Genomic DNA, 12,110 nt, shown 5'->3' on the forward strand with positions numbered 1-12,110 from the left:
TATGACGGTGGTAGATTTCCGCTCTTCGGGCGGGTTTGAGGGGTCGCAGCCCAACCGGCTGTCGCAGGACTATCCCTATGCGCAGGACGCGCAGCAGGATTACCAGGACGAATTTCAGGATGACGGCTGGGACGAACGCTACGGCTATGCCGATTCGCCCGAGCCGCTGTCCCTGGGCAGGCGGCTAACGCGGCTGACCCATTATGTCGGTGCGCTGGTCTCGGTCGGGCTGATCGTCATTCTGGCGGTCTGGGGCTTCGAGCTGGTCATGCGCGATGTCTCGGGCGTGCCGGTGATTCGCGCCGTCGAAGGCGATGCCCGTACCGCCCCCGAAGATCCGGGCGGCGCGCTGACCGCCCGGACCGGCCTTGCCGTGAACGAGGTCGCCGCCGGCGCCGAGCCGGCATCGACGGACCGGGTCGCGCTGGCGCCGCAATCGGCGCGGCTGCAGGATCAGGACGTCGCGATGGGCGAGTTGGGCTCGATCGCGCAAGAACCCTCGCATCCGGTGGAACTGCCCTTGCCCGACGATTCCGCGCGGGTGATCGCGCGTCCCGATGGCGAGGCCGCGGCGGAGGACATGGCCAGCGCCGTCGAGGATGCGGTGATCTCGGACGTGCCGGCCGTCGAGGCGGCGGTGAACGACGTGGTGACCGATCTGGCCGGGAACGAGGCGCTCGACGTGGCGATCAACACCGCGCTCGCTCAGGCTGCGGCCGATATCGCGACCCCTCCGGCAGTGGCCAGTTCCGCGCGTCCGGCACCGCGCCCGCGCCGGCTGGCCGCCGCCGCGCCGGTTGCCGCAACGGAAAGCAGCCGTCCGGCAACCGCGTCCGCACCCGCTCCGGCAGCCCAGACCCCGGCCCCGGCTCCGGCCGCCGCGGGTGCGGCGCTGGCCCAGATCGGGGCTTTCGACAGCGAGGCGCTGGCCACCGGCGAATGGAAGCGGGTGTCGGGCAAGTTCGGCGGCCTCTTCTCGGGCAAGGGCATGGTGGTGCAGCGCCACGAGACCAACGGCCGCACCTTCTGGCGGCTGCGGGCCTCGGGCTTTGCCTCGCGCGACGAGGCGCGGCGCTTCTGCGCGGCGCTGATCGCCGGGGGCACCGACTGCATCCCGGCCACCGCAAAGTGATCCCGGCATGACCGGCGCGACCATCCTTGGCGGTATCGCCGGACCCGATCTGACTGCGGCCGAGCGGGATTTCTTTCGCGCGGCCGATCCCTGGGGCTTTATCCTGTTCGGGCGCAATATCGACACGCCCGACCGCCTGCGCCGCCTGACCGCCGAATTGCGCGAGGCGGTCGGCCGCGATGCCCCGGTGCTGATCGACCAGGAGGGCGGGCGCGTCCAGCGCATGCGCGCGCCGCACTGGACCGACTGGCCGGCGCCGCTGGATCAGGCCGCGAATGGCGAACGCGCGATCTGGCTGCACCATCACCTGATGGCGCTGGAACTCCGGGCGATGGGGATCGATGCCGATTGCGCGCCGGTTCTGGACATCGCGCGCGACGACACGCATCCCTTTCTGCGCAACCGCTGCCTTGGCAGCGACGCCGCGACCGTGGCGCGGCTGGGCCGGATCGCCGCCGATGCGCTGCTGGCGGCGGGGGTGCTGCCGGTGGTCAAGCACATGCCGGGCCATGGCCGGGCGCGGGTGGACAGCCACAAGGACCTGCCGCTGGTCGAGGCGCCGCTGGTCGAATTGCTGGCCACGGATTTCGCGCCCTTTGCCGCGCTGGCCGATCTGCCCATGGCGATGACCGCGCATATCCGCTTTGCCGCCATCGACGACGCGCCCGCCACGGCCTCGCGCCCGGTGATCGACCTGATCCGCAACCGCATCGGCTTTGACGGCCTGCTCATGTCGGACGATATCGGCATGCAGGCGCTGTCGGGCGGCATGGCGGAACGCGCCGGGGCGATCATCGCCGCCGGCTGCGATCTGGTCCTGTCCTGCAACGAGACTCGCCCCGAGATGGAGGAGATCGTCGCCGCCGCAGGCGCGATGACCCCGCGCGCTGCCGCCCGCGCCGCATCCGCGCTGGCCCTGCGCCGCGCGCCGCAACCGGCGGAGGTGGCGGAATTGCGGGCGGAACTGGGCCGGCTGGGCGGGCTGGCGGCCTGATCGGTTGACTATGGCCGGCGCATGGCGGATTCTGCGCCGATCCAAGCTGTTCAACCGGGCGCCTGACGGCCTATGACCAAAGTCCCTTATCTGACCCCCGTGCCCGACCCCGCGCCGGAACCCGCCGAACAGGCGGCCGCGCCGCAAAGCGTCGATGAGCGCCGCGCCGAAGAGGTGCTGGTGGTCGATGTCTCGGGCTTCGAGGGGCCTCTGGACCTGCTGCTCACGCTGTCGCGCACGCAGAAGGTCGATCTGATGCAGATCTCGGTCCTTGAACTGGCCGACCAGTATCTGGCCTTTGTCGAACAGGCCCGCGCGCTGCGCATCGAACTGGCCGCCGATTATCTGGTGATGGCGGCCTGGCTGGCCTTTCTGAAATCGCGCCTGCTGCTGCCCCCCGACCCCGAGGCCGAAGGCCCCTCGGCCGAGGATATGGCCGCGCATCTGGCCTTTCAGCTTGAGCGGCTGCAGGCCATGCGCGAGGCGGCGGCGCGGCTGATGGCGCGCGACCGGCTGGGGCAGGATCGCTTTGTGCGCGGCGCGCCCGAAACCGTGACCCGGGCGCGTCAGGTCTCGTGGCAGGCCGGGCTGATCGACCTGATGCGCGCCTATGCCCGGCTGCGCACCAAGGACGAGTTCCGCCCCTATGCCTATGACCGGCGCGATGTGTTCACCATGGAACAGGCGCTTGAGCGCGTGCGCGGTCTGATCGGTTTCGCCGGCGACTGGACGCAGCTTGCCGATTTCCTGCCCGATGGCTGGGAGAGCGACCCCAGGCGCCGCCGCTCGGCCACTGCCGCGACATTCGCCGCGACGCTGGAACTGGCGCGGCAGGGCGCGCTGGAGCTGCGCCAGACCGAAAGCTTTGCCCCGATCACCATCCGCAGGCGCCCGCAATGAACTCCGACTTCGACTCGACCGACCTGCCAGAAACCGCGCAGGAGAGCGCTCCGGAGACCGACCCCCAGCGTTTCCCGCCGCCGCCGCTCGCCGAACAGGAGCGCATGGTCGAGGCGGTGCTTTTCGCCTCGGCCCAGCCGATGAGCCTGCGCGAGATCGCCGCCCGTCTGCCCATGGGCTGCGACGCGGCCGAGGCCGTGCAGGCGCTGCGCAGCCGTTACGAGGGGCGGGGCGTGCAACTGACCCGCGTGGGCGATGCCTGGGCCTTTCGCACGGCGGGCGATCTGGCATTCCTGATGCAGGAAAGCGTGGTCGAGACGCGCCGCCTGTCGCGCGCCGCGACCGAGACGCTGGCGATCATCGCCTATCACCAGCCCGTCACCCGCACCGAGATCGAGGAAATCCGCGGCGTCGCCGTCAGCCGCGGCACGCTGGACCAGCTGATCGAAATGGAATGGGTGCGTATCGGCCGCCGCCGCCAGACGCCTGGCCGCCCGGTGACATTCGTCGTGACCGAGACATTTCTGGATCATTTCGGGCTGGAAAGCGCCCGCGACCTGCCGGGACTGGCCGAGCTTCGCGCCGCCGGGCTGCTGGAATCGCGCCCGCCGGGCGAAGGAATGGTGCCGAACATGTTCGAAGCCGGGCAGGACGAGGCCGATGACGGTGACAGCGATATCCCGGCGGATGACCTATTCGAAAGTGAATAAGAATATTTTCGTAAGTTGCTGAATGAAAGCGTAAATATTCAGAAACAAACTCAGTTACGGAACTGCTTGGCCAGCTTCAGCCCCTGACCCTGATAGTTCGAGGCGATGTCGCTGCCATATAACCGCTCGGGCCGCGCCGACATGCGTTCATAGACCAGCCGCCCGACGACCTGCCCGTGTTCCAGCGCAAAGGGGGCCTCGTGACAGCGCACCTCGAGCACGCCGCGCGCGCCATGTCCCGATGCGCCATGCCCGAAACCGGGGTCGAAAAACCCGGCATAATGCACCCGGAACTCGCCCACCATGGCCAGATAGGGGGCCATTTCGGCGGCGTAATCGGGCGGGATCGCCACCGCCTCGCGGCTGACCAGGATATAGAAGGCGCCGGGGTCGAGGATCAGCTGCCCGTCCTTGGTGCGCAATTCGTCCCAGAAATCGCGGGCGTCATAGGCGCCGATCCGGTCGAGGTCGATCACGCCGCTATGGGGACGCGCGCGATAGCCGACCAGATCGCCGGATGCGGGCCGCAGATCGACGGAAAAGCCCAAACCCTCGTCGATCAGGGCGGGGCCGTTCACCAGCGGCTCGCGCCCGTGCAGCGCCCGCAGATCGGCATCCGACAGCACCGCCTGACCCTGCCGCAGCCGCAACTGGTTCAGCCGCATCCCCGGCCGCACCAGGACCGAGAAACTGCGCGGGCAGATTTCGGCGTAAAGCGGGCCGTCATAGCCTTCGGGCAGGCGGTCGAACTCGGTGCCGTCATCGGTCACCAGCCGGGTCAGCAGATCCAGCCGCCCGGTCGAGCTTTTGGCATTGGCGACCGCGTCCAGCCCCGGTGGCAGGGCCAGCCGCTCCTGCAGCGGCACCAGATAGACGCAGCCCTTTTCCAGCACCGCGCCGGCGCTCAGATCCATGCGGTGCATCTCGAAATCGGCGAGCCTTTCGCTGACCTTCCGCCCGCGCCCGGCCAGGAACGAGGCGCGCAGCCGCCATGCGCTGGCGCCAAGGCGCAGGTCCAGGCTGGCGGGCTGGATCTGTTCCGGCAGGATCGGGGTTTCGGCGGCGATGGCGCCGGCCGCGATCAGCTGTTTCAGGCGGGTATCGGGCAGGACACCGTTCACGCTTGCCTCCCGGCGTAAAGGGAAACGCCCACCCCCGGATGGGGATGGGCGTTTTCGGAATGGTCGGGCCGGCGAGATTCGAACTCGCGGCCTTCCGCCCCCCAGACGGACGCGCTAACCAGGCTGCGCCACGGCCCGACGCCGGCCATATAGAGGCAAGCGGGCAGGCAGCACAAGGGGCGAAGCGCGGAAAAAACGACCCGTTCGGGATTTGCCGCGCTTGACCCCGGGCCGGGCGATGAAGGTAACGCAGCCATGCCGGTCTAGCGCGCGCCGTTCAGGCTGTCGCGCAGCTTTTTTGCCCTTGGCTGCAAGGGCTTGCCCTGCATTTCCCGAAGGCGCAGGGCGGCGGCGGTGGCGACCAGCCGGGTCAGCCATTCCGCTCTGGGGGCGCGGTCGATCTCGGGGAAGAGGGGCAGCGCCCCGGCGGCCGGGCGGCGGCGCGGCGCGGCGGGGGCAGGGTCTGGCGCGCGGGGCTGCGCGCCGCCGCCAGTGGTCTTGTCGACCGTCTCGGGTGGCGGTGTGGCGGGCACCGCAAGTCGCACGGCCGGGGCGCGGGGTTCCTGTGCCGCCTCGGCCGTTTCGCCCAGATTCTCGTCCAGCCGGGCCATGCCGATCTTGCGCAGTCCGGCTCCGCGATCGGCCGAGATCAGCCGTTTCGCGCCGCGGATGCTCAGCCCTTCCTCGCGCAGCACCTGGCACAGGCCGGCGGCAAGGCGCACGTCGTCGGGGCGGTAATATCGTCGGCCATCTGCGCGTTTGACCGGCGAAAGCTGGGAAAACTGGGTTTCCCAATAGCGAAGGACATGCGGCGCGACGCCAACGAGGCGGGATACCTCTCCGATGGAACGAAAAGCGTCGGGCGACTTGTTCATTCGTTCAGCGCTTGTTTCCGGCCGAGACCCTGTCCTTCATCAGATGCGAGGGACGAAAGGACAGGACCCGGCGCGGCGTGATCGGAACCTCTTCGCCGGTCTTGGGATTGCGGCCGATCCGCTCGTTCTTCTCGCGCACCGAAAACGTGCCGAAGGATGAGATCTTGACCTGCTCGCCGCGGACAAGGGCGTCGGAAATGTGACCAAGTACGCTTTCGACAAGCTGCGCCGATTCATGTCGGGAAAGGCCCACCTCGCGGAATACGGCTTCGGCCAGATCCATGCGGGTCAGGGTAGAGTCGCTCATCGTGGTAACCTCATGATATTTAGCGAGGATGGTATTTTTTGGCGTTCCGAGTCAACAACCGCGGCTTGCTCCCTAAGCCCGGAACGGCGATTTTGTTCCACATTATTCGCGTCTTACCGGCGAAACCCCGCGCAAATCCCGTATTCGGGGCATTTGACGGGGCAGAAATCGCCGCTATCGTGTTAAAAAACGGGAATGGAAGGGCGATCCGATGGCCGGTGGCTGGGCCCGCGACGATTCGGTAAGCGAGCAGATCGAGGCCTCGACGCAAGAGGCGATCGCGCGGATGCGGCTGCGCCGGGCGCAAGGCGCGGCCGGCGAGAGCGCCGAGTTCTGCGACGAATGCGATGAGCCGATCCCGCAGGCGCGCCGCGCCGCGATCCCCGGCGTGCGGCGTTGCGTCAACTGCCAGTCGGTGCGCGACCGGGCATGGCGGCCAAGCGCGGGAATCAACCGGCGCGGATCAAAGGATTCGCAGCTGCGCTGAGGCCGGGCCTACCAGCGCAGAACCACCGAACCCCAGGCCAGACCGCCGCCGATGGCCTCGGCCACCAGCACCTGGCCGGGGGAGAACCGGCCTTCGGCATTGGCGACCGACAGGGCCAGCGGGATCGAGGCGGCCGAGGTATTGCCGTGATCGGCGACCGTCAGCACGACCTTTTCCATCGGCAGGTGCATGCGTCGGGCGGTGGCCTCGATGATGCGCAGATTGGCCTGATGCGGCACCAGCCAGTCCACCTGCTCGGGGGCGAGCCCGGCCTTGTCGAGGGCGCGATGCGCGGTCTCGGCCAGTTTCTCGACGGCGTGGCGGAACACCAGATTGCCCTGCATCCGCAGATGCCCGGCCGTCCCGGTCGAGGCCACGCCACCATCGACATAAAGCAGATCGCGATACTGGCCGTCGCTGTTCAGGTCGGTCGCCAGGATGCCGCGATCCGCCGAGCTGCCCTCGGCCTCGGTGGCTTCCAGCAGCACGGCGCCGGCGCCGTCGCCGAACAGCACGCAGGTGCCGCGATCGGTCCAGTCCATGATCCGGCTGAAGGTCTCGGCGCCGATGACCAGCACGCGATCGGCAAGCCCGGCGCGGATCATCGCGTCGGCATTGGCCAGCGCATAGACAAAGCCCGCGCAGACGGCCTGCAGATCATAGGCGAAGCCGCCTTTCATCCCCAGCCCGGCCTGCACCATGGTCGCGACCGAAGGGAAGGTCAGGTCCGGGGTCGAGGTGGCGACGATCACCGCATCCAGACGCTCGGCAGGGATGCCGGCATCCTGCAGCGCGGCGCGGCCGGCGCGGATGCCAAGATCGCTCGTGCGCTCGTCCTCGGCGGCGAAATGGCGCCGCTCGATCCCGGTGCGCGTGCGAATCCATTCGTCGGAGGTGTCCAGCTTGTCCTCGAACCAGCTGTTCTCGACCACACGCTCAGGCAGATAATGCCCGGTTCCCCGGATGATCGCGCGCCGCATCAGCCCGTTCCCTCAATCTCGTTCTTGTCGTTGTCATCTGGCGCATCGGCCGCGCCAAGGGCCGCGGTCTGCGCCACGCGCGCCGCCAGCCGGTCCTGAAAGCCCGATTCAGCGAGCCGGAAGGCCAGCTTGATCGCCGCCGAAATGCCGGTGGAATCGGCCGAGCCATGCGATTTCACCACCGTGCCGTTCAGCCCCAGGAACACGCCGCCATTCACCCGGCGCGGGTCGATCCGCTTTTGCAGCCGCTTGAGCGAGCTCATCGCCAGAAGCGCCGCGAATTTCGACATGATCGAATTGGCAAAGGCGTCACGCAGGAAATCGCCGACCAGCTTGGCCGTCCCCTCGCCGGTTTTCAGCGCGACATTGCCGGTAAAGCCGTCGGTCACGATGACATCGACCCGGGCCGAGGGCAGATCGCCTCCCTCGACGAAACCGACATAGTCGAAATTCGCCGCCTCGGCGGTGGCCGGCATCAGCTCATGGGCCTGCTTCATCTCGGGGCGGCCCTTGTGATCCTCGGTCCCGACATTCAGCAGGCCGACACGCGGACGCGCCAGCCCCAGACCGTTGCGGGCATAGGATGTGCCCATCAGCGCGAAGGTCACGAGATCCTGCGCATCGGCGCGGATATCGGCGCCGCAATCAAGCATGACATTGAACCCCTGCGGATTGCGCGAGGGCCAGAGGCAGGCGATGGCCGGGCGGTTGACGCCCGGCAGCTTACGCAGCCGCATCATCGACAGCGCCATCAGCGCGCCGGTATTGCCGCAAGAAACGGCCGCCGTCGCCTCGCCCAGGCGAACCGATTCGACGGCCGACCACATCGAGGTGCCCTCGCCCTTGCGCAGCACCTGACTGGGCTTGTCGTCCATGGTGACCACGCCCGCCGCGTCGCGGATGTCGCAACGCGCGGCCAGACCGCTGCGGCGCGCGATCAGCTGTTCCAGTTCGGCCCGCGGGCCGTGGACGATGAAGCGGATATCCGGGTTCTTCGCGGCGCTTGCGGTGATCCCGGCCACGACCGCGGCGGGACCGCGATCGCCGCCCATCGCGTCAACGGAAATCACCACACCGGGCGCGGAGCAAGGGCGCCCCGCAGCGGAGTTCGTCTCGGAAGAAACCATGATCGGTGGTGGCTGACTGACGGCTTATGCCGCGTCGTCGTCCAGATCGACCTCATTGGCCTGCGCCACGACTTCGCGGTCGGCATAGTGACCGCAGGACGGGCAGACGTGGTGCGGACGCTTCAATTCGCCGCAGCTGGGGCATTCGTTCGGGTTGCCGGCGACCAGGGCATCATGCGCGCGGCGCATGTTGCGGCGGGACCGGGTTACGCGATTCTGAGGGACGGCCATGTCTCAACCTCAAGCAGTTCGGGGGGCGACCCATTCGGGCGGCCCCGGATTTCAGTGTTTCGGATCTGGGCGGGCATAGGCCACGAATACCTTGGCCGCAAGTCGCGAATCGATCTTCGCTGAGCGGGGGCCGCGGTCCGGGATTCCCCCGCCGGTCGATTGAACGGGCGAAAATAGCCGGAATTTCGCCTGTTGCAAGGGGAATTTTCGCCCTAGCGCGACAGGGCCGCGGGTGATGTGGCCGGGCCGACAAGACGGGGCTGCGGGCGGGGCTGCAACCGGGGCTGCACCGGGTTCAGCGGCCCAGCTTGGCGTGAACCTCGTCCAGATCGACCTCTTGCCTTGGCAGCTTGTTGTCCGGATCGTCAAAGTCGTATTTGAACAGCTGGAAATCCTTCTTGTAGATTTCCCAGATCAGGTGGCGCGACAGGTCGTCGAAATATTCGCTGACCTTATGGGCGCGCTTGGGACCATGGCCTTCCGATTCGTTGAACCGGGGCGCGTCGTTCACGTCCAGCCTGACGCGGGTCGGCGCGGCATCCAGAACCTTCTGCATGCCCTCGTTGAACCGCTCGGTGAAAAAGATCTGGTCGTAGCGGCCGCCATTCACGATGAAGGTCGAGATATGGCCCGCCATCGAGGACCAGTGGATATCCGGCTCCATCGGGCGGCGCCAGCGGATGGTGTCGCGGGCGAACAGCAGGAAGCGGCGAAAGCTCTTGATCTGGTCGAACTGGAAATCGTTGCCGGGGTCGCCGACCTCGATGCCGTAGCGCTGGATCAGCTGCGGCACCAGATTGCCGCGATAGCGGTTGCCGTTGCGCTGGATGCCGGCGATCTTGTCGAAAAAGGAGGACAGGATCCGGCCATAGGGATTGCGCACGCAGGTAAAGGTCAGCGCGCTGTGCGTCTTGACGCTTTCCTCGATCCCGGCCTGGTTCTCGGCCTGGTTCCATTTGAGAATGCCGCTGGTCGCATCGTGGATATCGCCGTCGAAATACCTGCCGTGATCGGAATAATACATGATCTGCCCGATCGACGAGCAGGCGCATTTGGGCACCACGCGATAGATCATGCTGGCGCTTTCGGTCATCCAGGTACCGGGGAAACCCATTTTCTTGTCCTCATTCAAACTGGCATGGCCGAACTCTCATCGGCGCCGGGTTGCCCGCCCGGCTAAAATCGTTATGGACACAAAGCAAATCGCCGGCCGAGATTCAACCTGCTAGAAGCGGTGCGCGGCCGGGACAGAACGGGATTTCACCACGATGTCGCGCATCGCCTTCATTCTGCTGTGTCACAAGGATCCCATGGGGGTGATCGCGCAGGCGCAGCGGCTTACGGCGTCCGGCGATTACGTGTCGATCCATTACGATGCCCGCGCCCCCGCCCGCGATTTCGAACGCGTGCGCAAGGCCTTGGCGGACGATCCTTCGGTCGCCTTCGCGGCGCGGCGCTGGAAATGCGGCTGGGGCGAATGGTCGCTGGTGGGCGCCACGCTGGAAGCGGTGCGGGCGGCGGTCGGCGCCTTCCCGCTGGCGACGCATTTCTACATGCTCTCGGGCGATTGCATGCCGATCAAATCGGCCGAATACGCCCATGCTTTTCTGGACGCCGAGGATTGCGATTACATCGAGAACTTCGATTTCTTCGAATCCGACTGGATCAAGACCGGCTTCAAGGAAGAGCGGCTGATCTATCGCCACTGGTTCAACGAACGGCTGAGCAAGAAGCTGTTCTATACCAGCTTCGAGATCCAGAAGCGCCTTGGCATCACGCGGCGGGTTCCCGCCGACATTCAGGTGATGATCGGCTCGCAATGGTGGTGCCTGCGCCGCCAGACCGTCGAGAAGGTGCTGGAATTCTGCGACACCCGGCCCGATGTGCTGCAGTTCTTTTCGACCACATGGATCCCGGACGAGACGTTCTTCCAGACCGTGGTGCCCCATGTCGTGCCCCGCAAGGAGATCCGGCGTCGTACGCTGACCTATCTGGTGTTCACCGATTACGGCATGCCGGTGACATTCTATAACGACCATTTCAATCTTCTGATCGGGCAGGATTATCTGTTCGCGCGCAAGATCAGCCCCGAGGCGCTGCGCCTGCGCGAACGTCTGGGGGCATTATGGGCGGCCAGCGGCGTGCATTTCCCGATCTCGAACGAGGCGACGGGGCTGTTTCGCTTTCTGACCGGCCGCGGACGGATCGGCCGCCGCTTCGGCCAGCGCTTCTGGGAAACCGAAAGCAGCCTGGGGCGCGACAATACGCTGCTGCTGGTGGTGGCCAAGAAATGGCATGTCGCCAAGCGCCTGACCGCAGCGATCCGGGCCGAGGCGGGCATCCCGGCCGTGGATTACCTGTTCAACGAAATGGAGGCGCATCTGCCCGACCTGGGCGGCGTCGAGACCACGCTGGGCAAGCGGGACCGCCATCGCCGCGCGCTGCTGCGCCTGCTTTTCGAGCAGTTCGAGGCCAGCCGCATGGTGATTTGTCTCGACCCCTCGGCGCTTTATCTGATCGAGGATCTGATGGGCGACAAGGCCGAGGCGCGGCTGCTGCTGATCGAATCGGATTTCGACAGCGCCTATGTGCGCGGCCATATCGGCCGGGTCGGGCTGGCCGGGGCGCAGACCGCGCCCGAGGTGGTCGAGCGGCTGATGCGCACCGTCAAGGCGGATCTGGAATACGAGGCCGAGCGGTTGCGCGACATGGGCTATGCCGGCTTTCACACCATCGCCCCCTGGCGCGAACCCGCCGATAATGCGGCCGAACTTGGGCGTTTCCTGGATGTCTCGCCCGAGATCGCGACAAGACTTGCCAAGACCGAACATCTTTTCACCGACTGAGGAGCAGCGACATGCCCGCCTATGACGACAGCAATATCTTTGCCCGCATCCTGCGCAAGGAAATCCCCAATGATACCGTGCTGGAGACCGAGCACACGCTGGCCTTTCGCGACATCCGGCCGCAGGCGCCGGTACATGTTCTGGTGATCCCCAAGGGCCCCTATGTCAGCTACGAGGATTTCGCCGGCAATGCCAGCGACGCCGAGATCGTCGATTTCCACCGCGCCGTGGCCAGGATCACCCGCGACCTGAAGCTGGACCTGGACGGTGGCCAGGGGTTTCGCGCCATCACCAATGCCGGCGCGCATGGTGTGCAGGAGGTGCCGCATTTCCACATGCATATCCTTGGCGGCCGCGTGATGGGACGCATGGTCGCCCCCGCCTGAGGCGGCGGGATCGC

General features: G+C 66.8%; 14 protein-coding genes and 1 tRNA gene. 7 read left to right on the forward strand and 8 right to left on the reverse strand.

All coding sequences use genetic code 11. From position 1 onward, the window contains the following. The first annotated feature begins 1 nt into the window (after position 1). From IT41_RS07685 to scpB, 4 genes are all read left to right on the forward strand, one after another. Positions 2 to 1,132 carry an SPOR domain-containing protein gene (locus IT41_RS07685; protein WP_036740085.1) on the forward strand — a complete coding sequence of 377 codons (1,131 nt, stop codon included), beginning with the start codon at positions 2 to 4 and terminating at the stop codon, positions 1,130 to 1,132. 7 nt (positions 1,133 to 1,139) lie between these two features. Next, positions 1,140 to 2,126 carry a beta-N-acetylhexosaminidase gene (gene nagZ / locus IT41_RS07690; RefSeq protein WP_036740086.1) on the forward strand — a complete coding sequence of 329 codons (987 nt, stop codon included), beginning with the start codon at positions 1,140 to 1,142 and terminating at the stop codon, positions 2,124 to 2,126. Between the two features lie 72 nt (positions 2,127 to 2,198). Next, the gene (locus IT41_RS07695) at positions 2,199 to 3,026 is read left to right on the forward strand and encodes a segregation and condensation protein A (RefSeq protein ID WP_036740087.1); all 828 of its coding nucleotides are present in this window, start codon (positions 2,199 to 2,201) and stop codon (positions 3,024 to 3,026) included. Then, positions 3,023 to 3,736, forward strand: a complete 714-nt coding sequence (gene scpB / locus IT41_RS07700; RefSeq protein WP_231564714.1) for an SMC-Scp complex subunit ScpB — start codon at positions 3,023 to 3,025, stop codon at positions 3,734 to 3,736. The genes IT41_RS07695 and scpB overlap by 4 nt, the downstream gene beginning before the upstream one ends. Positions 3,737 to 3,786: 50 nt before the next feature. Here scpB and IT41_RS07705 read toward each other — a convergent pair whose 3' ends face one another. The 4 genes from IT41_RS07705 to ihfA all read right to left on the reverse strand — a co-directional run bounded on the left by IT41_RS07705 (position 3,787) and on the right by ihfA (position 6,039). Next, entirely contained in the window at positions 3,787 to 4,857 is a 1,071-nt protein-coding gene (locus IT41_RS07705; RefSeq protein WP_036740088.1) for a 2'-deoxycytidine 5'-triphosphate deaminase, read from the reverse strand. Between the two features lie 60 nt (positions 4,858 to 4,917). Next, a tRNA-Pro gene (locus tag IT41_RS07710) sits at positions 4,918 to 4,995 on the reverse strand. 125 nt (positions 4,996 to 5,120) lie between these two features. Further along, positions 5,121 to 5,732, reverse strand: a complete 612-nt coding sequence (locus IT41_RS07715; protein ID WP_036740089.1) for a MerR family transcriptional regulator — start codon at positions 5,730 to 5,732, stop codon at positions 5,121 to 5,123. A gap of 4 nt (positions 5,733 to 5,736) precedes the next feature. After that, positions 5,737 to 6,039, reverse strand: a complete 303-nt coding sequence (gene ihfA, locus IT41_RS07720; protein WP_036740090.1) for an integration host factor subunit alpha — start codon at positions 6,037 to 6,039, stop codon at positions 5,737 to 5,739. Positions 6,040 to 6,250: 211 nt separating this feature from the next. Here ihfA and IT41_RS07725 point away from each other — a divergent pair, with 211 nt between their 5' ends. Beyond that, a complete protein-coding gene (locus tag IT41_RS07725; RefSeq protein WP_036740091.1) occupies positions 6,251 to 6,526 on the forward strand; it encodes a DksA/TraR family C4-type zinc finger protein in 276 nt (91 codons plus the stop codon). Positions 6,527 to 6,534: 8 nt separating this feature from the next. Here the strand turns inward: IT41_RS07725 and IT41_RS07730 are convergent, their stop codons facing one another. The 4 genes from IT41_RS07730 to IT41_RS07745 form a co-directional block, all read right to left on the reverse strand. Further along, positions 6,535 to 7,506, reverse strand: coding sequence for a beta-ketoacyl-ACP synthase III (locus tag IT41_RS07730; RefSeq protein ID WP_036740092.1), 972 nt, complete (start codon positions 7,504 to 7,506; stop codon positions 6,535 to 6,537). Beyond that, positions 7,506 to 8,633 carry a phosphate acyltransferase PlsX gene (gene plsX, locus IT41_RS07735; protein WP_036740093.1) on the reverse strand — a complete coding sequence of 376 codons (1,128 nt, stop codon included), beginning with the start codon at positions 8,631 to 8,633 and terminating at the stop codon, positions 7,506 to 7,508. The genes IT41_RS07730 and plsX overlap by 1 nt, the downstream gene beginning before the upstream one ends. Before the next feature lie 24 nt (positions 8,634 to 8,657). Next, positions 8,658 to 8,864, reverse strand: a complete 207-nt coding sequence (gene rpmF, locus IT41_RS07740) for a 50S ribosomal protein L32 (protein WP_036740094.1) — start codon at positions 8,862 to 8,864, stop codon at positions 8,658 to 8,660. A gap of 295 nt (positions 8,865 to 9,159) precedes the next feature. Next, positions 9,160 to 9,978 carry a sulfotransferase family protein gene (locus IT41_RS07745; RefSeq protein WP_036740095.1) on the reverse strand — a complete coding sequence of 273 codons (819 nt, stop codon included), beginning with the start codon at positions 9,976 to 9,978 and terminating at the stop codon, positions 9,160 to 9,162. Positions 9,979 to 10,132: 154 nt separating this feature from the next. On the opposite strand from IT41_RS07745, the gene IT41_RS07750 reads away from it, so the two are divergent. Both IT41_RS07750 and IT41_RS07755 read left to right on the forward strand, forming a co-directional pair. Continuing rightward, positions 10,133 to 11,710, forward strand: a complete 1,578-nt coding sequence (locus IT41_RS07750) for a DUF5928 domain-containing protein (protein WP_036740096.1) — start codon at positions 10,133 to 10,135, stop codon at positions 11,708 to 11,710. 11 nt (positions 11,711 to 11,721) lie between these two features. Continuing rightward, positions 11,722 to 12,096 carry a histidine triad nucleotide-binding protein gene (locus IT41_RS07755; protein ID WP_036740097.1) on the forward strand — a complete coding sequence of 125 codons (375 nt, stop codon included), beginning with the start codon at positions 11,722 to 11,724 and terminating at the stop codon, positions 12,094 to 12,096. Positions 12,097 to 12,110: the final 14 nt, after the last annotated feature.

The sequence above is a fragment of the Paracoccus halophilus genome, from assembly GCF_000763905.1.
In the GTDB taxonomy this organism is placed as follows: Bacteria; Pseudomonadota; Alphaproteobacteria; order Rhodobacterales; family Rhodobacteraceae; genus Paracoccus; species Paracoccus halophilus.